This is a genomic window from Bradyrhizobium tropiciagri (assembly GCF_001189845.1).
GTDB lineage: Bacteria > Pseudomonadota > Alphaproteobacteria > Rhizobiales > Xanthobacteraceae > Bradyrhizobium > Bradyrhizobium tropiciagri.
In genome coordinates this window covers 1-22,180 of the sequence record NZ_LFLZ01000107.1, presented here as the reverse complement: position 1 = coordinate 22,180, position 22,180 = coordinate 1, and the positions used below count along the sequence as shown (strand labels likewise).

The 22,180-nt window shown below is 65.8% G+C and carries 16 protein-coding genes, 1 tRNA gene and 2 pseudogenes; 15 read left to right on the top strand and 4 right to left on the bottom strand.

The window, feature by feature from the left end; translation table 11 throughout:
* Positions 1-137: 137 nt before the first annotated feature.
* Positions 138-1,210 (bottom strand): annotated as a pseudogene (gene tsaD / locus AKN84_RS41530) (tRNA (adenosine(37)-N6)-threonylcarbamoyltransferase complex transferase subunit TsaD).
* A 187-nt stretch (positions 1,211-1,397) separates the two neighbouring features.
* Here tsaD and AKN84_RS41525 point away from each other — a divergent pair.
* From AKN84_RS41525 to AKN84_RS41505, 5 genes and pseudogenes are all read left to right on the top strand, one after another.
* Positions 1,398-2,126, top strand: a complete 729-nt coding sequence (locus tag AKN84_RS41525; protein ID WP_050426132.1) for a uroporphyrinogen-III synthase — start codon at positions 1,398-1,400, stop codon at positions 2,124-2,126.
* A 121-nt stretch (positions 2,127-2,247) separates the two neighbouring features.
* Positions 2,248-3,498: a COG4223 family protein gene (locus AKN84_RS41520; RefSeq protein ID WP_050426131.1), complete on the top strand. Its 1,251-nt coding sequence runs from the start codon at positions 2,248-2,250 to the stop codon at positions 3,496-3,498.
* A 20-nt stretch (positions 3,499-3,518) separates the two neighbouring features.
* Positions 3,519-5,329, top strand: a pseudogene (locus AKN84_RS41515) (heme biosynthesis HemY N-terminal domain-containing protein).
* 109 nt (positions 5,330-5,438) lie between these two features.
* A tRNA-Thr gene (locus AKN84_RS41510) sits at positions 5,439-5,514 on the top strand.
* A 267-nt stretch (positions 5,515-5,781) separates the two neighbouring features.
* Complete coding sequence (locus tag AKN84_RS41505; RefSeq protein WP_050426130.1) at positions 5,782-8,403, top strand: glycosyltransferase family 4 protein; 2,622 nt, start codon at positions 5,782-5,784, stop codon at positions 8,401-8,403.
* 28 nt (positions 8,404-8,431) lie between these two features.
* On the opposite strand, the gene AKN84_RS41500 is transcribed toward AKN84_RS41505, so the two are convergent.
* On the bottom strand, positions 8,432-9,499 hold the full coding sequence (locus AKN84_RS41500; protein WP_244485764.1) for a hypothetical protein: 1,068 nt from the start codon (positions 9,497-9,499) through the stop codon (positions 8,432-8,434).
* A gap of 309 nt (positions 9,500-9,808) precedes the next feature.
* Between AKN84_RS41500 and AKN84_RS41495 the strand changes: the two genes are divergently transcribed.
* Entirely contained in the window at positions 9,809-10,240 is a 432-nt protein-coding gene (locus tag AKN84_RS41495; RefSeq protein ID WP_050426128.1) for a hypothetical protein, read from the top strand.
* A gap of 245 nt (positions 10,241-10,485) precedes the next feature.
* Here AKN84_RS41495 and AKN84_RS41490 read toward each other — a convergent pair whose 3' ends face one another.
* Positions 10,486-11,544: a polysaccharide deacetylase family protein gene (locus AKN84_RS41490; RefSeq protein WP_050426127.1), complete on the bottom strand. Its 1,059-nt coding sequence runs from the start codon at positions 11,542-11,544 to the stop codon at positions 10,486-10,488.
* 219 nt (positions 11,545-11,763) lie between these two features.
* On the opposite strand from AKN84_RS41490, the gene AKN84_RS41485 reads away from it, so the two are divergent.
* Positions 11,764-12,054: a hypothetical protein gene (locus AKN84_RS41485; protein ID WP_050426133.1), complete on the top strand. Its 291-nt coding sequence runs from the start codon at positions 11,764-11,766 to the stop codon at positions 12,052-12,054.
* Positions 12,055-12,152: 98 nt separating this feature from the next.
* Positions 12,153-12,368: a cysteine rich repeat-containing protein gene (locus AKN84_RS41480; RefSeq protein ID WP_050426126.1), complete on the top strand. Its 216-nt coding sequence runs from the start codon at positions 12,153-12,155 to the stop codon at positions 12,366-12,368.
* Positions 12,369-12,381: 13 nt separating this feature from the next.
* Here the strand turns inward: AKN84_RS41480 and AKN84_RS41475 are convergent, their stop codons facing one another.
* Positions 12,382-14,061 (bottom strand): MFS transporter, encoded by a 1,680-nt coding sequence (locus AKN84_RS41475; RefSeq protein WP_050426125.1) that lies wholly within the window; start codon positions 14,059-14,061, stop codon positions 12,382-12,384.
* A 150-nt stretch (positions 14,062-14,211) separates the two neighbouring features.
* Between AKN84_RS41475 and AKN84_RS41470 the strand changes: the two genes are divergently transcribed.
* From AKN84_RS41470 to AKN84_RS41440, 7 genes are all read left to right on the top strand, one after another.
* Positions 14,212-15,573, top strand: a complete 1,362-nt coding sequence (locus AKN84_RS41470; protein ID WP_050426124.1) for a hydrolase — start codon at positions 14,212-14,214, stop codon at positions 15,571-15,573.
* 83 nt (positions 15,574-15,656) lie between these two features.
* Positions 15,657-17,042 (top strand): cytochrome P450, encoded by a 1,386-nt coding sequence (locus AKN84_RS41465; protein WP_050426123.1) that lies wholly within the window; start codon positions 15,657-15,659, stop codon positions 17,040-17,042.
* A gap of 41 nt (positions 17,043-17,083) precedes the next feature.
* Complete coding sequence (locus tag AKN84_RS41460) at positions 17,084-18,493, top strand: adenylate/guanylate cyclase domain-containing protein (protein WP_050426122.1); 1,410 nt, start codon at positions 17,084-17,086, stop codon at positions 18,491-18,493.
* A 181-nt stretch (positions 18,494-18,674) separates the two neighbouring features.
* Positions 18,675-19,178, top strand: a complete 504-nt coding sequence (locus AKN84_RS41455) for a tellurite resistance TerB family protein (protein ID WP_050426121.1) — start codon at positions 18,675-18,677, stop codon at positions 19,176-19,178.
* Positions 19,179-19,405: 227 nt separating this feature from the next.
* The gene (locus tag AKN84_RS41450) at positions 19,406-20,185 is read left to right on the top strand and encodes an SDR family NAD(P)-dependent oxidoreductase (protein WP_050426120.1); all 780 of its coding nucleotides are present in this window, start codon (positions 19,406-19,408) and stop codon (positions 20,183-20,185) included.
* Positions 20,186-20,348: 163 nt separating this feature from the next.
* On the top strand, positions 20,349-21,164 hold the full coding sequence (locus AKN84_RS41445; protein WP_050426119.1) for a glutamine amidotransferase: 816 nt from the start codon (positions 20,349-20,351) through the stop codon (positions 21,162-21,164).
* A 116-nt stretch (positions 21,165-21,280) separates the two neighbouring features.
* Positions 21,281-22,090, top strand: coding sequence for an enoyl-CoA hydratase (locus AKN84_RS41440; protein ID WP_050426118.1), 810 nt, complete (start codon positions 21,281-21,283; stop codon positions 22,088-22,090).
* The last annotated feature ends 90 nt before the right edge of the window (positions 22,091-22,180 follow it).

The window sequence follows — 22,180 nt, the reverse complement described above, 5'->3', positions numbered from 1 at the left end:
GTGAGGGGCTGCATCCGCAGGCACCTGGCGTGTGGAGAGTACCCCCCACCCGGATTGCATCTTCGATGCAATCCGACCTCTCCCCGCAAGCGGGGCGAGGTGAAGCGGTGCCCGTGGCGCGCGTTGTCAAACATGACTCAATATCCGGCGCGGCTGTTGGCGTGGCCGGCCGGCGCCTTGGCGTTGGCATCGAGCAGCCAGCGTGCGCGCGGCGGTGCTTCCAGCGTGTCGGTGAGGCCGAGCGCCATCCGCTCGCGCCGGCCCAGGCGATCATCGCGCCGTTGTCGGTGCAGAGCGCCGGCGGCGGAATGATCAGCGTGGTCTGCGCTTTCGCGGCGACATCCTGCAGCGCGCTGCGGATGGCATGGTTGGCGGCAACGCCGCCGGCCGCGACCAGCGCGCGCGGCGTGCCGAACCGCTCCTCGAACAGCTTCAAGCCGACGGTCAGCCGGTCCGCGGTCGCTTCCAGCACCGCGGCCTGGAAGCTCGCGCAGAGATCGCTGATGTCCTGCGGCTCCAATGGCTCCAGCCGGCTCGCTTCGTTGCGCACCGCCGTCTTCAATCCCGACAGCGAGAAGTTCGCATCGGGACGGCCGAGCATCGGGCGCGGAAACGCGAACCGCGTCGGGTCGCCGCCGGCCGCCGCGCGCTCGACCTGCGGTCCGCCGGGATAGGGCAGCGACAGCATCTTCGCCACCTTGTCGAACGCCTCGCCCATCGCGTCGTCGACCGTGGTGCCGAGCCGGACATATTCGCCGACACCGACCACGGCGACGATCTGGGTGTGGCCGCCCGAGGCCAGGAACAGGCAATAGGGAAACGCCAGCGCGCAGGTCAGCCGTGGCGTCAGCGCGTGCGCCTCGAGATGGTTCACCGCGATCAGCGGTGTGTCGTGCACCATCGCGATCGCTTTCGCCGTGGTGAGGCCGACGATGACGCCCCCGATCAGGCCGGGGCCGGCGGCGGCCGCCACCGCCGACAATTGTCCGTAGCCGACACCGGCCTCCTTCATCGCGGAGGCGACGATGCCGTCGAGCAGGTCGACATGGGCGCGCGCCGCGATCTCCGGCACCACGCCGCCGAAGCGGGCGTGCTCGTCGGTCTGCGTGCGTACGACGTTGGAGAGGATTTTCGCCTGCCCGTCAGCCTGGCGCTCGACCACGGCGGCTGCGGTTTCATCGCAGGTGGTCTCGATCCCCAACACCAGCATCGGTGGTTCGTGTCCCAATTTCGGCCCTTGTGCTACCAGCATGATCCGGACAGGCCGGAACCGGTTTCCGGCAAGATCATGCTCATCAAATGTCCCCTCCGGGGTAGCATTGCGAGGTCTCAAAGTGCAATCGGTCGCCAAGGTCCAATCTGCAGGGGCCAATTCGTAATGCGGGAGGCCTGACCCCGTGACCATCCTTGTCACCCGACCGCATCCGGACAATGAAGCCACGCTCGCGTCGCTGCGCGAACGCGGCTTCGAGGCGATCGCGGCACCGGTGCTGCGCTTCGAGCCGCTGCCGTTCCATGACGACGATGCGGATTATGACGCGGTCATCCTGACCAGCGCCAATGCGCCGCGCGCCATCGATCTTGCCGGCAGCCGGCTGTTGCGGTTGCCGCTGTTCGCGGTCGGGACCCACACCGCCGATGCTGCACGCGCCGCGGGCTTCGACAGGGTGATCGTGGCCAAGGGCGATGCGATCTCGCTGCGCGATCTCGTGCTCGCGCGGGTCAAGGCCGGCGAACTGCCGGCGTCCGCCACGCTGCTCTATCTCGCCGGCGCCGACCTGTCGCGCGATCTCGCCGGTGAACTCAGCGAAAGGGGGCTGACGGTTGTCACCCACACCACCTACCGGATGGCGCCGGTGGCCGCTCTTCCAAGGGAGGTCAGCGACGCCTTCATGGCGAACCGGATCACGGCGGTGCTGCATTATTCCCGCCGCAGCGCGCAGGCGTTCCTGGACACCATCCGGGCCGACGGCCTGGAGATTTCGGCGCTCGCTTTGCCGCAATGCTGCATCTCGGCCGCGGTCGCCGCGGTGCTCCATGACGCCGGCGCGACCAAGGTGGTGGTGGCGGCGCGCCCGGACGAAAACGCCCTGCTGGAGGCGCTCGACCGCGCCCTGCGGCCGTGACCGGAATTAATTCTTTCGTCGGACCATGATGTTAGGCAATGCTCCGATTTTCGGATCGTGCTCTAAGAACCCGGGCCGATTCTGATAGAGTGTGCGGCCAGTAGTTTTGAGGACCCTCGCGATGGCTGAAGAAAGGCCCGACGACACAGGACCTTCGCCGGATTCCCGGCCCAAGCGCGCGCCGCCGACCATCGATCTTCAGGCGACCGAGATCTCCAGCGAGCCGTCGAAGGCCGAGGGCAGCACGGACGCCGCCAGCGACGCTGCCAAGGCAGCGGAGGCGGCTGCGCCTGAGGCGGAGCCCCATCCTGATCCTGCTCCTCAAGCAGAACCGCAGCCCGAGGCCGCTTCCGCCGCGTCGTCCGCGGCCGAGCCGTCGCGGCCGGTGTCGCCCTGGGTGGTGGCGCCGGTGTCGGGCGCGGTCGCCGCAGCGCTGGTGATCGGGGTCGGCTGGCTGCTCGGCTGGCCCGCGGTGCCGCCGGCGTCCGCGCCGCAGCCCAATGCCGCAACGGTCGACGAGCTCGGCACGCGCCTGACCGCGCTCGAAGCAAAAGCGGGCAGGCCGGTCGCCGCGACCGCCGATCCCGCGGCAGCGGCGCGGCTCGAGGCGCTCGACAAGTCGATCGCTGCGCTCCGCACCGAGCTCGCCGCGACGCGGGCGCAATCCGACAAGCTTGCCGCTGCGGTCAATGACGCGAAGGCCGCGCCGCGCGATGGCGCGGCTGCGCCTGACATCTCCGGCATCACGGCGCGCATCGACAAGGTCGAGGGCGCGGTGAAGGCGCAGGGCGCCGCGATCGCGCGGCAGGACAGCAAGATCGCCGACACCAAGGCTGAGGCGAAGGCAGATGACGTGCCGCTGCGCCGCGTGGTCGCGGCATCGCTGCTCGACGTCGCGGTGCGTCACGGCGATCCCTACGCCTCGGCGCTCGAGGCCGCCAAAGCGATCAGCGACAATCCCGACCTGCTGAAACCGCTCGACGTCTTCGCTGCATCGGGCGTGCCGAATCCGAATAAACTATGCCGAGAGCTGATCGAGATCGTGCCGCAACTCGCACCGCCGCCGCCGGAAGCTGCGGCAGCAAGTGCCGGGCTGGTCGATCGTCTGCAGGCCGGCGCGTCCAAGCTGATCCGCATCGAGCGAACCGACGGCACGGGCACCGACCGCGGCAGCATAGTCGCGCGCGTGACATCGGCCGCCGTGCATAATGATCTCGCATTGACCGAACGCGAATTGAAGTCGTTGCCGCCGGCCGATCGCGCCGCGGCGCAACCCTGGCTCGCCAAGGTGGACGCGCGCCGCGCCGCGCTCGACGCGTCGCGGAAATTTGCCGACAACGCCATGGCGGCGCTCGCCACGGTCAATCAATAGCTCCTTGCAATAGGTTCTTGATGATCCGGATCATTCTGTTCCTGCTGCTGATCGCGCTCGCTGCAGCGGGTGCCGCCTGGTTGGCCGATCAGCCCGGCGATCTCGTGCTGAATTGGGGCGGCTTGCGCCTGACGTCCAAGCAGCCGATGTACCTGCTCGGCCTCGTCATCGTCGTCGCGATGGTCGCCGGCGTGATCCTGCGCGCGCTGTGGAAGGTCCCCGGGCACATCCGCCGCGGCCAGCGCGAGCGGCGCCACGCCCGCGGCCGTCACGCCATCACGCAAGGCCTGCTCGCGATCGGGCATGGCGATTCCTCGGCGGCGCGTGCGCATGCCGAGGTGGCGCGGCGTCACGCAGGCGGCGATCCGCTGGCGCTGTTGCTGCACGCGCAATCGGCGCAGCTCGACGGCGACCGCGACGGCGCGCAGCGCGCCTTCCGTGCCATGGCCGAGCGCGCCGACACCCGGCTGCTCGGCCTGCGCGGCCTGTTCATCGAGGCGCAGCGCGCCGACGATCCGGTCGCCGCCGTGATGATCGCCGAGGAAGCGCTGAAGATGTCGCCGTCCTCGTCATGGGCCTCGCATGCGGTGCTCGGCTTCTGCTGTGCCAAGGGCGATTGGGCCGGCGCGCTGTCGATCATCGACAACAACCAGACTGCCGGACTGATCGACAAGGCGACCTATCGGCGGCAGCGCGGCGTGCTGCTCACGGCGCGCGCGTTGGAATTCGAGACCGTCGACCGCGACCTGTCGCGCTCGAGCGCGATGGAGGCGCTCAAGCTGGCGCCGACGCTGATCCCGGCCGCGGTGCTCGCCGCCAAATTCGAGAGCGAGGCACACCAGGTGCGCCGCGCGATGCGCATCGTCGAGACCGCGTGGCTGGTGCAGCCGCATCCCGATCTCGCCGACGCCTATTCGCACGTGCGGCTCGGCGATTCCGCGCGCCAGCGCCTGGTGCGGGTCGAGACGCTGGCGGCGAAGACGCCCGGCAATATCGAGGGCGCGCTGGCGATCGCGCGCGCCGCGATCGATGCGTCCGAGTTTGCGAAAGCGCGCGCCGCGCTGGAGCGTTCACAGCGGCGCCGACGCAGCGCGTCGCGCTGTTGATGGCCGAGATCGAGCGCACCGAGCATGGCGACAGCGGCCGGGCGCGGGCCTGGACCTTGCGCGCGGTGCGCGCGCTGCACGATCCGGCCTGGACCGCGGACGGCTATGTCTCGGATCGCTGGCGTCCGGTGTCGCCGGTCACCGGCCGTCTCGACGCCTTCCAATGGCAGACGCCGGTCGCGGCGCTGCCGTCGGACAAGGGCAACGCGATCGAGCCCTCGCCGTTCGAGGAGGCGATGCTGGCGCCGCGCCGGGTCGAGCCGCCCAAAGAACCGCCTAAGGAGGTGGCCATCGAGCCCGAGGCGGCCAAACCGCCGGAGGCAGCCAAGCCGGTTGAGGCGGTCGAGGCCAAGCCAACTGAGATCAAGCCAACTGAACCCAAGCCCGTCGAGCCTGCCACGCCGACAGTGCAGGATAACGCCCCGCTGCCGGCGGCCATCGAGGCCGAGCCGGCCCTCGCTTCGGACGGCATCCCAGCACCGGAACCCGCTCCGCCGCCGGCGGCCGAATCAACGCCTCCGGCGCCGGCCCCGTTGTTCCGTTCCCGGACCGATCTGCCCAAGGCACCGCCGGCGCCAATTCCGGCCGTGATCCCGATCATCCGGGCCCCCGACGACCCCGGGGTCGACGAGGACGGTGTCGTGGACGAGTTTGCGGAACAAATCGGCCCGCCCAAGGCCCAGATCGGCGGTTGGCGCGGATTTCTGTCACGTTTGGGAAGCTGATTCGCGGTTAGATGTCAGGTGTGTGGTTCAATAACCGCGTTTTCCTTGCCAATCGGGGTCATGCCCGATATCAGGTGGCGCGAATTATCAGGCCGTTGCCGAACGGTTCGCCGCAATAGCTCAGTTGGTAGAGCACGTCATTCGTAATGACGGGGTCGGGGGTTCGAGTCCCTCTTGCGGCACCACTCCTCAGGAACATTTCCCGCTTCGATCCACGGTCGCGCCTTGGCCGCCTGTACTCGCGCACCGCACAATCCGCTCACGATCGCCACCGTGGCCAAGCCGCCATCGCGGCAATTCGGTCAAGCCGACTAAATGATGGACGAGATGGGGCGCGACATGGCGCAAAATAGTCGCGCGCGGAATCAGTATTCGCTGGCCGTGCGATCTTGGGTTGTGTGTTCGCACGCGGAAGGCGTAATACCTGAGATACGATTGCTTGGGGGGTGGCGTTGGGACGCGAAGGTCATGACAGCGAGCTTCAAGGACAGCTTGCGTTCGTGAAAGAATTCCAGCGCGCTCACGACCGCCCGCTGCGCGTCCTGCATATCGGTAATATCGCGAACAATGCCTACAACAATGCGCTGATTCAGCGTCGCTTTGGCATCGAAGCGGACGTCGTTTGCTACAACTACTACCACGTCATGGGTTGCCCGGAATGGGAGGCCGCAAGCTTCGACGGCCATGTCGACAACATGTTCCCGGATTGGTGGGCCACCGAGTTGGGCGGTTGGCGGCGACCGGATTGGTTTGTGCAAGGCCCCGTTCTCGATTGCCTCTCGTACCTTCGAGCGAAGAACGCGGGCGACAACGAAGCCGCGATATTTTTCTGGACGCTGCTGCAGGCAAGGTATTGGGAGATGCTTGATGGCATCGCCGCTGCAGAGAGCCGGGTCCGTCCACCGATGCCGGAGCATCTCGCAGACACGATTTCGATCGCGCGCGATTTTCAGGACTTCCAGATAAGTCAGGCATCCAGAATCCCGGAGCCGCTCGATCGACCGACCATCGTCCTGCCAGAGGCGAGCATAGAGCCTGAGTCTGCACTCTCCCCCACGCCGCCGGCCTTATCAACGCCGGCCCCGCCAAACCCGCAGATTGAGCAAAGCCGGGCTCTCGCCAACGAATATCCAAATCCCGAGGGACCAGGCCGTCTCGTCACGACCTATCGCTCCCTGCTGACGAAGTACGTATTTGTGCATTTGCGGCGTGAGGCGGAAACCGGCGTCGTCGCAGGATCGAGTTTGGCGGTCGCAATCTGGCGAAGTCAGAGGCGCAGCCGCGGCTTGCCGCGTTTCGGCTTCGAGTTTCCTGCCGACGTCTTCACGATTTCAAATCCCGACGCCGCGCCGCCGGCCGCGACGGAAAGCAACGGGCACGGGACGATTCGCGATACGTCGTCACCAACTCCCAACGGGCCGAGTCGCCTCACTTCGATCTATCGCTCCCTGCTCACGAAATATGTATTTGCCCATTTGCGTCGTGAGTCGGAAACCGGCGTCGTCGCCGGGTCGAGCTTGGCTGTCGCCATTTGGCGAAGTCAGCGGCGCAGCCGCGGCTTGCCGTGTTTCGGCTTCGAATTCCCTGCTGATGTCTTCACGGTCCCGAATCCCGACGCCGCCGCGCCGGCTGCAGGCGAAAGCCACGAGGATGGAACGCTTCGCGATACGCCTGCACCAAATCCCAAAGGGCCAAGTCGCCTCACATCGATCTATCGTTCCTTGCTGACGAAATATGTGTTTGTTCATTTGCGCCGTGAGGCGGAAACCGGAGTTGCGGCCTGGTCGAGCTTGGCGGTCGCCTTTTGGCGAAGTCAGAGACGGACCCGCGGCTTGCCGCGTTTTGGCTTCGAGTTTCCCGCCGATGCCTTTACGACGCCGGATCCCGACGCCGCGACGCCGGTTGCAGGCGAAAGCAATGTCCTTGCGATCCCAGACCCAGACACCGCGATGACGGCCGCGAGCACAACCGCGGCCGCCGACGTCGGTTCGTTGGTCATTCCCGTGGTGGCCCGCCCCGAGATCATCGATCGCCCGGAGTTTCGCTATTTCGAAAAGTACGGCAAGGGAGAGGATCGAAACGCCTCGCAACGTGCGGCACTGCTTGGTGACGTGCTGCGGCAGTTCACGGATTACCCGGCAGAAGCACTGGTCTCCGTCGAAGCCTTCGCTTTGACCGTCGCCAATGAGTTCGCGGACGTATTGGAGCACTACGACATCATTCAGGGTTATTCGATCGACGGGTTCATTCCGTTCATCAACGGATTCAAGAATTACACGTGTTACGAACATGGCACGCTGCGGGAAGTGCCCTTTGAGAAAAGCTACAATGGCATTCTTTGTTCGGCGTCGTACAAGAATGCGGCTTTTTCGTTCGTGACCAACTCGGACGTGCTGCCGTCGGTGAAGCGGCTGAAGCTGAAGAGAGAGCGGACCGTCTACCTTCCGCATGCCTTCGATGATGAAAAGACCTTTCGGGCAAAGCTCAAGATCCCGAAGCGAGACGCCAAGGTCACCACATTCTTCAGCCCGACGCGGCATCACTGGCACGCGGCGCCGGCTTCAATGCAGAAGGGCAATGATCTTTTTCTGCGGGCCGCAGCACAGGTTGCACAAACAGATCGCGATTTTCGCATCATCCTTGTCGAGTGGGGTGTTGACATCCACCGAAGCAAGGAGCTCATCCGGGAGCTTGGCATCGAAGATATGGTTTCGTGGATCCCGTCGCTCAACAAGGCGGAGCTTCGACAGCTCTACTGCTCGAGTGACGTCGTGGTCGATCAGTTCATGATACCAGCGATGGGCGGAGTGACCTTTGAGGCAATGGCACTCGGACGCCGGGTCATAACAAATCTGGATGAAGCCCAATCAGCGGAGTTCTTCGGAGCGGTGCCGCCCTGCCTGGCCGCCGACAGCATCGAGTCATGCGCGGCCCGGATTTTCGAAGTCCTTGCCGATCCGCTGGACGACAATGGCCGCGGCGACGCCGCGCGGCTGTGGTTCGAGAAATGTCATTCCGCGCGGCGCGTGGTCGCACTGCAGCTGGCTGCCTATAGAACGATTTGCGCCGCCTAGACCCCCTACCCACTCCGCTCAAAACGCTCTAGATCCGCGCGCCGCATAGTCCGCTCATGATCGCAATCGCGATCAGCCCGCCTGTCGCAAGCCCGGTTGCCCAGATCCGGTTGGCAATAGTGAGGGCGACGCCGTGTGCGATCAGGACGCCGCGCAATCCAGACGCCAGATGAGCCAGCACGAAGAAGACGCCGAGCGCATAATGCGGCACCAGGCGAATGCTCCAGGCGTCATGGATCAGGCCGGTCGGTGCGCCTGACGCCCAGTCCCAATTGGTGTCGATGTGGTGCACGGCGCGCGCCGAGACGAATGCTGAATTCAGATGGGTGACGATGAATGCCGCGAGGTAGACGCCGGACCCTATCTGAAACACGCGGAACGCATCCGCCGGCAGCGTGCTCCAGCGCCAGGCGAGCCGCACGCCGACAGCGACCTGGAACAGCATCAGGCTGACGAGGATCGGTTCGATCACGGAAGAGCGATAGACCGTGCGTCCGATCTTCATCACGGCACCATGAACGTCGGGTCCGAGCAGGCCCAACAGATGATTGGTGAGGTGAAACGCGACGTAGAGCAGAATCACCGCCGCCGCGATGCCATGCGTGACGCGCCATCTGGCAATGGGCGGAGCAATCGCGGCCGATCTCGCCGGCCGCTCCTGCTCGCCGCCGAGCAGCACGTAGAGAGACGCGGCGAGCCAGCCCGCGACCCACACGAGCTCGTCGCTGACATGGATGTGCAGCAGTCCGAGGCCGACGCCAGTCTGCACAAACAACGGCGGGGCACCGACACTGATGTAAGCAAGTCGCCGGGCGCGCAATTCGAACGATGAAGGCGCGGCCTTGGTCATCCAATAGGCGCAGGCAAGACCCAGCAAGGGCGTGGCCGTCGCGGCCAGCAGGCAGAGCGCCGCCAGCACCAGCCGCCCGGGCGAGAGCTGACCGCTCGCGGGAGAGACCGCGATGTGAAATGCATCGAGCAGGAACGGATAGGCCATCGCTCCGGCCGCCGGGACCATCGAACGGAGCTTTTCGGCGGCCGTATTTGCCAAGCCATCGGCGCTTGGCCGGACGCCACCTTGTTCAAATGCACTCACTGAGTTTCTCCGGAGTTCAAGCATCGTGAAGGAGAAGGCCAGACCGACGATTCTATTCCCAGGTCATCGTCGGAGGCACGGCACGCGAGCCTGTGCTGTCGACGCTGGCGCGCACGGGCGAAGGGCGTTGTGCTGAGATTATGTCTCAAGGCCATAACCTACGGTGATACGGCCCCACCGATAGGACCAAGTTCCAACAATCCGACTGGACTAAACCCGTTGGCAGCTGATGTCTCGATGGCGTGATGCATCTCACAAAGTCCGTCGCTCGACATCGCTAGTCTCCCGGCCACCAACGGGAGAACAACAATGCGCAAACTCATCCTGATCACGGCGATGGTCTTGGTGTCCGCTTGCGCACAGGCCGGCGAACGAAGCCTGTCGTTGGGCGGGGCAGCGTCGCTGCCGGCAGCCGCATCGAGTTCGGTCAAAACGGCGGGCAAGGATGCCGATGCGCCGGTGACATCAGCCATCGAGGCGCCACCGCAGCCGCCGGAGGCGCCAAAATATGTCGAGCGGGCAGCGCCGGCCGCTGCACCGGCACCGCAGCCGCAAGCTCAGCCGACCGTGCAGCGGGCGCCGGCGCAGCAGGCCAACGTCCAGCCGTCAGCGGCATCGGACGCGAGGCCGACACCGGATCGGCCGGCGACCGCGCACCGGCCGCGCCATCGCAGCCACGCACGGCGCTGGACCGAGGGCCGCATCATCGGCGAGCTGCATCGTCACGGAATCTATTGGTAGCCGCGTGTTCGGTTTCGTCATGCCCGGGCAAGCGCGCGACGGCGAGGCTTGTCGAGCGCCGGCACCGTCAGCTGCTTTGCATGGGGTTGTTTTCGATATTTTTGCAGCGCGCCTCTACGGTAGGGAACTTCGCCACCCGCGCCCGCAGTGATTTGCTGGTCGTCGACGCCGACACCGCAAACGAAAAGCGCCCCTGGATCCGATCCAGGGGCGCTTTGCGTTGAGCGTGTTCGGCGTATTCGCGGTTACTCGGCGACCGTCTGCACGACGTTGCCGATCGGCCGGCCCGATGCGACCGGTTTCTCGGTCTTTGCCATCATCGCGTCGTATTCGGGCAGCGTCTCGATCTGGGTCTTGGCCTTCATCCAGACCACCTTGTAGCCGCCGGCCTTCAGCTTGCGTAGCAGCGTCGGCAGCGCCTGCGCGGTGTGCTTCTGCAAATCGTGCATCAGGATGATGCCCTTGTGCTCCTTGTCGAGCTTGGTCATCACGTTGTTGATCACCTCATCCGAGCTCTTGGACTTGAAGTCGTTGGAGTCGACGTCAACCGAGAACATCGCGATGTTGCGGGTGCCGAGATAGGCAGTGGTCGCCGGCGTGTGCGCCAGAGCCGGGAAGCGGAAGAACGGAGCTGGGTTGGCCCCCAGCGCCAGCTTCACCGCGCTAAAACCCTTCTCGATCTCGTCCTTGGCCTGCTGCTCGGTGATCTTCTTGCTGGCCAGATGTGCGTGCGACCAGGTGTGGGCGCCGATGGTGTGGCCGGCGGCGGCGACCTGGCGGAGGATATCCGGGTGATAGGTGGTGTGCAGGCCGATCGGGAAGAACACCGCCTTGGTGCACTCGTCGGCCAGCGCCTTGAGCACGGCAGGCGTGGTCGGCCACGGACCGTCGTCGAAGGTCAGCACGACCTCATGGTCAGTCAGGAAGTCATATTGCTTGTACTGCAGGAAGCCGAAACCCGGGCCGCCTGTGGTGTCGACCACGACGGTGCGGCTGATGCCGAGCCCATCGGGATTGGCGCATTTGGGCGCGGCCGCGACGGGCGCCTGCACCGGGGCCGGTGCGGGGGCCGCGGCCGGGGCTGCAGCCTGGGTGGCGTCGGCGCGCTTCGACAGCGCAGCGGTCGTGTCGACATCGTCCCTGGCGGTCTGCCTTGCCGCCGCGGAGAGCGGATCGGCCTGGCTTGCTGCCGTTGTCTGCGGAGGAGCCGCGTCGGCACGCGGAGAGGAGGTCCAGAACCACACGCCGGCGATCACGATCGCCGCTACAACACTGGCCAGCATCAGGCCCAACGCACTACGCATCGCTACACACTCTCTCGGAACTTAAGGGATACGCCACAGCCGTAACGAGCCATTAATGCCAACAAGGTCTTAACGCGGTCCCAACAAGGCGGCGGAACGGCAAGAAAAAGCGGGCCTTATCCATGCGTGATGACCGTCACGGTCGGCCACCTCGCTCCCGTGCAGGATCGGTCCATCAAACAAGGGCCCCGCCATTTGCGGCGCCGATGGGAGCCGATCATGATCGCCATCTTCAGGAGGCAGGATCTTGAGCGTGCCGTGCGCAGAGCCGGCGTCGCGTTGGCCGTTGCGGCCAGTGTTGCCGTGCTGTCGCCGGCCGCGAGCTTTGCGTTCAGCGCCGAAGCACAGCAAATGTGCTCGGGCGATGCGTTCCGGCTGTGCAGCGCCGAGATCCCGAACATCCCCAGGATCACCGCCTGCATGGTCAAGAACCGCTCCCAGCTCAGCAGCGGCTGCCGCGTCGTGCTGGATCGCGATCTCGCCGCGCAGCGCCGGGCCGCCGCGGAGTGATCTGCGCCGTAGGAACTGGCCCGGTCTGCCGTTTCAAGCTTCTTCGCACCCCTGAAACGCTATAGAACCAGCGTTCTATTCCTTAGAGGCTTTGAGAGATGACCCGATTTCTGTTCGCCGTCGTTCCATTGGTTCTGTTGACGTCGGCCGCCCCGGCACAGCAACAGGGGCGTGATGCCTGCTCGCGCGATGCCTCGCGATTCTGCCGCGCCCATCTCAGCGAGGGGGATCAGGTCGTGCTGGCCTGCCTGAAGGAGCATCGCAGCCGTCTCAGCAAGGCCTGCCAGCAGACGCTCACCGATAACGGGCAGTAACGACCGGTTAGATTTACGTACTACTTCCCGCCGCGGTCGCGACCACCGGGATCACTTCCTTGGCGGCGCGGTCCGGGGTCTCGTCCTTCCAGCGTACCGAGCCGAACGGCCGCTCCAGCATCCGGCGCACGCGGATCGGCTCGGCGCCGATATGGAAGTCGGCCGCCTTCTGGTGCAGCTCGCGCTCGATCTGGGTGGCGCGGTTGCGCTGGCGCAGGAAATCGAGCCAGGTCGGGCAATGATATCGCTCGGTCCACAATTCGGGATCGGCGATGTCGCGCGCGATCGACCAGCCATAGGCACCGTTGCGCTGGCGGCTCAGTTGCACATCCTGCATCACATTGTGGAAGGCCCGCGCATTGTCCTGCGCCACCCGGTACTCGATCTCCACCACCAGCGGTCCGCTGCGCCCGGTCAGTTGCAGCCGCACCTCGGGATCGGCCAGCGTCTCGGTCGCGTCCTCGTTGCGCGCGCCGACCGGCGGCATCCGGAGCCAGATCCCGAGCAGCGGCGACAGCAGCATCAGGCCGGCGGAGATCAGCAGCGCCATCTCGACGCCGCCGAGGTCCGTGATGCGGCCCCAGCACCAGCTCCCGATCGCAATGCCGCCGGCGATCGAGGCCTGGAAGGCGGCCAGCGAACGGCCCGCGACCCAGCGGGGCGCCGAGAGCTGCACGCCGATATTGAACAGCGCGATCGCCAGCATCCATACCGCGCCGGCCACCACCAGTGCGGCTGCGGTGATGACGGGCTGCTTGCTCACGGCGACGATCGCGATCGCGACGCCCATCAGGAGCGCGCAGGTCCGTACCGCAGCTTCGCCGCTCAGCCGGCTGCGGATCTCGCTGATGTTGAGTGCGCCGATCACCGCGCCCATGCCGAAGGCGCCGAGCATGATGCCGTAGGTCTGCGCGCCGCCATGCAGGAGGTCGCGCGCCACCAGCGGCATCAGCGCCGAGACCGAGCCGCCGATGATGCCGGTCACCATGGTGCGGGTCAGCACGATCTTGATCGACGGCGAATTGGTGATGTAGCGCACACCGGAGACGATGGCGCGGTTCAGCCGCTCGCGCGGCAGCCGCGACGGCTCGCTGACGCGATTCCACAAGAACAGCACGACGAGCAGCGGCAGATACAGCACGGCATTGGCGGCGAAGGCCGCCACGGCGCCGGCGGAGGCGACCACGATGCCGCCGATCGCCGGGCCAAAGCTGCGTGCGATGTTGTAGCTGATGCCGTTCAGCGCGACCGCGGCGGGCAGCGTCTCCGTGGGCACCTGCTCGCTGACCGAGGATTGCCAGGCCGGGCCGAACAGCGCCATGCCGCTGCCGACGACGAAGCACAGCGCCAGCAGGATGCTCGGCGTCACCAGATTGAGCCAGGCCAGCGCCGTCAGCGTGGTGGCGCCGGAGAGCGCGATCATAAGCGACACCAGCGCGACGACGCGGCGGTCGTGCATGTCGGCGATGGCGCCGGCCGGCATCGCGATCAGCATCACCGGCAGCATCAGCGCGGTCTGCACCAGCGCGACCTTGTCGGCTTCCGAGGTCATCTGGGTCATCGCCCAGGCGGCGCCGACGCCCTGGATCAGGATGCCGAGATTGGAGAGCAGGCTGGCGAGCCAGATCCGCCTGAAGATTGAATGCCGCAACGGTGCAGTGATACTGTCTGGGCGCTTCGGCGGTTCGGTCATATCCGGTTCCGGTTGGCCTGCTATGGTTCGTGAATGATTCCGGCTGCATCAACTGATGCCCGGCAAACGCGTGTCCTGTCCAGCGATTACGGTATCCTTTAACTGGGTCGGACACAGCTAAAGCCCTGAAAGGTTTGGGGAAGGGGACCAATGGCGCTGTCGCGGCGGAGCTTTTTTCAAGGGGCCGGCGCCCTGACCCTGCTGGCCGGCCGCCTCGCCGCCCCGGCCTTGGCCCAGTCCGCGCCGGCCGGCGACATCCCGCCGATCCTGTTCGTGCACGGCAATGGCGATCACGCCGCGCTCTGGATGACGACGCTCTGGCGGATGGAGTCCAACGGCGTGCCGCGCGAGCGCATGGCCGCGATCAATTTCACCGATCCCCTGGCGCGCGCCGACGACAAGGTCGAGCAGGCGGGCCGCTCCTCGACCGAGGACCAGCGCCGCGCGCTCGCCGAGGCGATCAGTGAGCTGAAGCAGAGCAGCGGCGCCGCGCGCATCGCGCTGGTCGGGAATTCGCGCGGCGGCAATGCGATCCGCAATACCATCAAGAATGGGGGCGGCGGCGACATCAGCCACGCGGTGCTGTGCGGCACGCCGAATCACGGTGTGTATGCGTCCGACGACGGCCTCGGCAACGAGTTCAACGGGCGCGGACCGTTCCTGCGCAGCCTGAACGATGGCGACAGCGAAGTGACCGCGGGCACCGCATTCCTGACCCTGCGCAGCGACGGCCTCGATAAATATGCGCAACCCGACGGCCGCTTCATCGGCAAGCCGGGCACGCCGACCAACGTCACGACCGAGGGCCCGGCGCTGAAGGGCGCGACCAATCTGGTGCTCGGCGCGGTCGATCATCGCGAGACCGCGTATCATCCGCGCGCCTTTCGCGAGATCTACAAATTCATCGCCGGGCATGAGCCGTCGCGGATCGAGATCGTACCGGAGACGGCGGTGCGGCTCAGCGGCCTCGTCACGGGCATGCCGGGCGGCGTGCCGACCAACCGGCCGGTGCCGGGCGCCACGGTCGACATCTATCGTGTGTCGGCGGAGACCGGCGAGCGCGTCAGTGGCCCGCTGCACAGCTCGCAGACCGGCGCCGACGGCCGCTGGGGGCCGGCGCAGGTCGATCCGACCTGGCCGCTCGAATTCGTGCTGACCTCGCCCGGTGCGGTGACGACGCACATCTATCGCTCGCCGTTTCCGCGCTCTTCCGAGATCGTGCATTTGCGCGCGGCGCGGCCGATGCTGCCGGCCGATGCCGGTGCGGGCGCCATCGTGCTGATGTCGCGGCCGCGCGGTTATTTCGGGCTGCCGCGCGATATCGTGCTGTTCGACGGCAAGGAGCCGTCCGACGTCAAATCCGGCGTGCCGACCGACGCGGTGACGACGTTGCGGTTCGCCGCCACCGAGGTCGGCCGTCCGGTCGCCGCGATCTTCAACGGGGAGCGCATCGTGACGCGGGCCTGGCCGGCGTCCGAAAACCGGATTGCGGTCGCCGAGCTGACTTATTAGGTCTGGTAGAGGGTCCGCGCGCCTTCATGGCGCCGGGATCGCATGGCCGGATCGGCCGTTGCGTGAGGCAGGAAGCGAGGACCATGAGCATAGCCGAAGTGTACGATATCACGGTGACGCGGCGTCCGTTGGTCCCGCCCGCTCCGCCGCGCGCGCCCGCCGACATGGGTGCGTTCCAACGGATGCGGGTGATGCGCAACTCGCCGATCGAGACCTGGGGCCAGCGCGCCTATGAGGACGACATCGTCCAGGGCCGCTTCTTCAACCATTCGAGCTTCATCCTCAACACACCGGATGCGATCCGCCATGTGCTGGTCGACAATTACGAGAACTACCACCGCACGCCCGCCGGCCTGCGCGTGCTGCGTCCGATGCTGGGCGAGGGATTGCTGATCGCCGAGGGCCGCGCGTGGAAGCATCAGCGCCGCACGCTGGCGCCGGCGTTCACGCCGCGCGCAGTGACGACGCTCGTGCCCTACATGATCGCGGCGGTCGACGAGACCATCGCAAGGCTGAAGACCGCGAGCGGCGGCCCGGTCGATCTGCGCGAGGTGATGCAGCGCATGACGCTGGAGATCGCCGGCCGCACCATGTTCTCGTTCGGCATGGATCGCCACGGCGCCGCGCTGCGCGACTTCGTGATGGAGTATGGCGCCACGCTGGCGCGGCCGCACATGCTGGACCTGCTATTGCCCCTGAACTGGCCGACCCCGCAGGATTTCCGCCGCGCCCGCTTCCGCAAGCGCTGGACCGCGTTCGTCGGCATGCTGATGGCCGAGCGCCGCGCCGCCGGCAAGGATGACAACGCGCCGGCCCGCGACCTGTTCGACCTGATGGGCGCCGCGCGCGATCCTGAAACCGGCCAGGCCTTCACCGATGCCCAGCTCGGCGACCAGGTCGCGACCATGATCCTGGCCGGCCATGAGACGACTGCGACCGCGCTGTTCTGGGCGCTGTATCTGCTGGCGCTCGATCCCGAGACTCAGGAACAATTGGCAGCAGAAGTCAGGAGCGTGGCAGCAAATGGCACGCTCGACATTGAGCAGTTGAAGTTCACCCGCGCGGTGATCGACGAAACCATGCGGCTTTATCCGCCGGCGTTCCTGATCGCGCGTGCGGCGGGCGGTCCCGACACCATCATGGGCCGTCCGGTCAGGAAGGGTGACGTAATCCTGATCGCGCCGTGGCTGTTGCACCGGCATGAGAAGCTGTGGCGCGACCCGAATGCGTTCGTGCCACAGCGCTTCATGACGGGAACGCCGCCCGATCGCTTTGCCTATCTGCCGTTCGGTGTTGGCGCGCGGGTCTGCATCGGTGCACATTTTGCGCTGGTCGAGGCGACGCTCGCGCTCGCGAAGATGATTGGCGCGTTCCGCGTCGCGCTGGCGGACAAGGATCCGGTGATTCCGATCGGCGTGGTGACGACACAGCCGAACCGCTCTCCGGTGTTCACGATCAAGCCGCTCTGACCTTGCGCGGCGGTGTTCCGATGCTCATTTAGGGGCTCACCATGAGCGATACGCAGGCCCATTTCGCAGTCCTCAGGCAGACGACCGATCCGGCCGTCGTCGATGCCATGCAGCAGTTGATCGCGGACGGGCATGATCGGGAGCTCAACCGCATCAACGTGCTGGATTTCTCGCGCCGCACCGGGCTCGAAGAGGAGAAAGTGATCTCCGGCTTCCTGCATGCCTCGCGGCTCGGTCTGTTCGACATGAGCTGGAACGTGCTGTGTCCGGGCTGTGGCGGCGTGCTCGATGCGCATACGACGCTGAAGTCGCTGCGCCATGACGACTATAATTGTGCGCTGTGCGCGTGCGGCTACGAGGCCTCTGTCGATGAACTGGTCGAGGTTGCCTTCACCGTCAGCCCGCGCGTCCGGCACATTGCCGCGCACGATCCCAACACGCTGCCGATCTGGGAATATTTCCGCCAGATGTTCTGGAGCTCCGGGATCGAGTTCGACGAGAGTTCGGTGTCGACCCTGATCAACGAGGTGACGCTGGAGGGGCTCGAGCTGCCGCCCGGCGAAAAGGCGATCCTGTCGCTCAATCTGCCCAATGAGTTCATCATCGTGTTCGAGCCCGTGACGCATTCGGCGCACTTCTTTGCCATCGAGGGCGAGCCGACCACCGAGCGCCAGCAGTTCTCGATCGCGTTCAACAAGACGCACGCGCCGACCGGCACCTCGACGATGCGGCCCGGGCCGCTGCGGCTGTCGCTGGAGAATCACGCCGACGTTCGAGTGCTGCCATCGGTGTGGATCGCCGGCGATCCGCTGCACAAATTGCTCGGCAAGCGCAAGCCGATCCTCACCGCGAAGCGGATGCTGTCGAACCAGACCTTCCGCGACGTGTTCAAGGCCGACAACCTCACCGTCGACCAGCGGCTGAAGATCACCGCGCTGACCTTCCTGTTCACCGATCTCAAGGGCTCGACTGCGCTCTATGAGCGGGTCGGCGATCTCGCCGCGTTCGATCTGGTGCGCGCGCATTTCCACGCGCTGCTCGAGATCATCGCCTCCGAGCGCGGCGCAGTCGTGAAGACGATCGGTGACGCCGTGATGGCGACCTTCATCCGGCCCGAGCATGCATTGTCGGCGGGCCTGCGCATGCGGGCCGCGATGAAAGAGCTCAACGCCGAGCGCGGCAAGGAGGATCTGGTCGTCAAGATCGGCATCCATGAAGGGCCGTGCCTCGCGGTGACGCTGAACGAGCGGCAGGATTATTTCGGCCAGACCGTGAATATCGCAGCCAGGGTGCAGAGCCTGTCGACGTCGCAGGAAATCCATCTGACCCAGCCGGTGATGGAATCGGCGGAGGTTGCGGGCATCCTCGATCGCGCGGAGATCAAGCCGATCCAGAAGGAAGCGGCACTGCGCGGCATTGCCGACAAGCTTGTGGTGTACGAGATACCGTAATCATATTGCAGATATGTAATGCTTGCCGAAACGTAATGCCGCAGCGGGAACCCGCGCGGATTGCGCCGGTTCTGTTTCCACGCCATATAGATTTTTGGAGCATGATCCGGAAAAGTGTGTAGCGGTTTTCCGGACAGATCATGCTCCTGATCAAAGACTTCTTCATTCGACAGAGAGAGCGATGCTCGACGGACTCCGCCAATTCATTGCCGATATCGTCTCCCCCGATGCAAAGGCCGACCGCGCTTTCGATGACGGCGACTATCGCCTGGCGGCCACCGCGCTGCTGGTGCATGTCGTCTCGCTGGACGGCGAGCCGACGCCCGCCGAAACGCGCAAGCTGCACAGTCTGATCGAGAGCCGTTTCCAGCTCGATCCCGGCACCGCCGACAAGTTGATCGCATCCGCGATGCGCGTCGAAGGCGAAGCCGTGGATCTCTATCACTTTACCAGTGTGATCATGCGCTCGGTGAATGAGGAGGGACGGCTGCGCATCGTCGAGATGATGTGGGAGCTGGTCTATGCCGACGGCCAGGTCAGCGAGTTCGAGGACAATGTGGTCTGGCGCGCTGCCGATCTGCTCGGCATTTCCTCGCGCGACCGCATCGACCTCAAGCACCGGGTCGCCGAGAAGCAGGCAGAGCTGCCGAAGGGGCCCTGGGGCACGGCAGACGCGGCAATCTGACACGGTCGGCCGCGCGAGCGGGAGCATCGTCACCAGCATCACGGATGACGAAACTTTAATGTCTGCCGCGATTGGGGGCGATCCGACTGAAAATTGGTCGTTTCGTCCCGAAACCGGCGCCCCGGCCGCTATCCACAAGCCCATACACGGCTTGCGTCCCACCGCATGCCTATGCTCTCGTCGCCTTGTTGGGGACCTCACTAGAATTTGCAGTAAGAGTTTGAAACGTGACTGAGCGTGTGACGCTGATAACCGGGGCATCGGCGGGCATAGGCACCGAACTGGCGCGCGTGTTTGCATTGAATGGCCACCGCCTGGCGCTGGTGGCGCGGCGCGCCGACCGCCTGAAGGCGCTCGCCGACGAGCTCGGGGCCAAGGGCGGCGCGGCGCCGATCGTGATCCCCTGTGACCTCCAGCAGACCGATGCGGGCGAGCGGATCGCGCAGGCCCTGACCGAGGCCGGGGTCGAGGTCGAATATCTCGTCAACAACGCCGGCTTCGGCCTGTTCGGCCTCGCCGTCGAGCGCGACCGTGCCGAGCAGCTCAACATCATCAACGTCAACATCCGCGCGCTGACCGACCTGACGCTGCGTTTTGCCGATCAGGTGATCCGCAACCGCGGTGGTATCCTCAATCTCGGCTCGATCGCCGGCTTCCTGCCGGGCCCCGGCATGGCGGTCTACTATGCCAGCAAAGCCTATGTGCTCTCGTTCTCCGAGGCATTGCGCTGTGAGCTGGCGCCGAAGGGCGTGCGCGTCACCGTGGTTTGCCCGGGTCCCGTGCCCTCCGAGTTCCAGGACCGCGCCGGCTTCGCGCCCGGGTTCGATTCCGCGATCCTCAACGTCGCGCCCGCCGAAGTCGCTCGTCAGGCCTATCGCGGCCTGATGGCCAACAAGCGCGCCGTGCTGCCTGGTGCCTTCATCAAGGTCGTGCCGTTCCTGCTTCGGCTGTTCCCGCGCTCCTTCATCCTGACGGCGGTCGGCGGCTTCCAGCTCCGCAAGCGCTAGCCTTCCTGAAACGTTCCCTCGATCGTCGTTAAGGCTGTTTCTGGCCCGCGATTTGCTACACCACGTCTGTGCGCAAACTCACACGATGTTAACGACCGTTTAGCTATGATCGCACCTTACGTGCCGAATCCTTAAGCAGAGGCCAAACCTTCAAGCAGAGGCAATGTCGTTCCGGTCTGACCAAACCCGTGTCGTGGTGCCCTTCGCAAACCGAAGGCCGGCCGCGGTCACGCCGGTCGATCAGATTTCGGATCAGGCCTCGCGGCGGCCGGTGCTGATCGTGCTGCATCAGGAGACCTCGACTCCCGGCCGGATCGGCAACGCCCTGCGTGCGCTGGGTTACCCCCTCGACATCCGCCGTCCGCGCTTCGGCGACGCGCTGCCCGACACGCTCGAGACGCATGCCGGCGCGGTGATCTGCGGCGGCCCGATGAGCGCCAACGATCCCGACGATTACGTCCGGCGCGAGATCGACTGGATTGCAATTCCGTTGCGCGAGCAGCGTCCATTCCTGGGTATCTGCCTCGGTGCGCAGATGCTAGCGCGGCAACTCGGCGCGCGCGTCGCGCCGCATCCGCAAGGCCGTGTCGAGGTCGGCTATTACCCGGTCAGGCCGACGGCGGCGGGCCGCGCGCTGTGCCCGGACTGGCCGGCGCGCGTCTATCACTGGCACGGCGAGGGATTCCAACTGCCCGACGGCGCGGACCTGCTTGCTGCGGGCGATGATTTCCCGGTGCAGGCGTTCCAGTTCGGCAATGCATTCGGCCTGCAATTCCATCCCGACGTGACCTACGCGATGATGCATCGCTGGACCACGCGCGGTTGCGCGCGGATGGAGCAGCCTGGCGCGCAACCGGTGCATCAGCACTTCGCCGGCCGCGCTGTGCACGATGCCGCCGAGCGCGCTTGGCTGAAGCATTTCATCGACGGCTGGATCGCGCGCGTGCCGCGGCCGGTGCTGCTGCAGGCAGCGGAATAGCCGCCGCGCGGAATTTCGCTCCGCCTTTTCATTCTGATGGATGTGCTACTGTCGGCTGCCGCGCGCGGCTCGCATCGCCGCGCGGATCAATAACAACAAGGCACAGGGAGATCGCCGTGAGCTACCAACACATCCTCTATGAGGTCAGCGACCGGATCGCGACCATCACGCTCAACCGCCCCGACCGCATGAATGCGTGGACCGCGATCATGGAGCGCGATGTGCGCCACGCGATGGAGGCTGCATCGAACGACGACGATGTTCGCGTCATCATCTTGACCGGCGCGGGCCGCGGTTTCTGCGCCGGCGCGGACATGGAAGCGCTGCAGGGGATCGATCCCAACGAGGTCAGGCGCGGCGAGAGCATTCCGTTCGACATGAACCGCCGCGCCGACTGGCAGACGCGCTACGCCTATTACCCCGCCATCAAGAAGCCCGTGATCGCGATGCTCAACGGCGCCACCGCCGGCATCGGCCTGGTCCACGCGCTGTATTGCGATTTGCGCTTCGCGGCAGACAGCGCGGTGTTCACGACAGCCTTCGCGCGGCGCGGCCTGATCGCCGAGCACGGCATCAGCTGGATGCTGCCGCGCATCGTTGGCCACGCCAACGCGCTCGATCTCTTGATGTCGGCGCGGCGGGTGTCGGCCGCGGAGGCGCTGCGCATCGGCCTCGTCAACCGGCTCTCTTCGCCGGAGAAGCTGCGCGAGGAAACCTACGCCTATGCCCGCGACCTCGCCGATTTCGTCTCCCCGAGCGCGATCGCGGTGATCAAGCGCCAGGTCTACGACGTGCCGTTCCAGACCCTCGCCGAGGCCACCATCGATGCGAACCGCGAGATGCAGATCGCGCTCAAGGGCAATGATTTCCGGGAAGGCGTGGCGAGCTTCGTCGAGAAGCGGCCGCCGCGGTTTACCGGGACGTGAGGGGGATACCGGATAAAGTCCGTCTTCGCCCTTTGGGCTTCGCCGGACACCACGCTTCGCCCTTCAGGCTCTTGCGTGGCTGCGCCACGC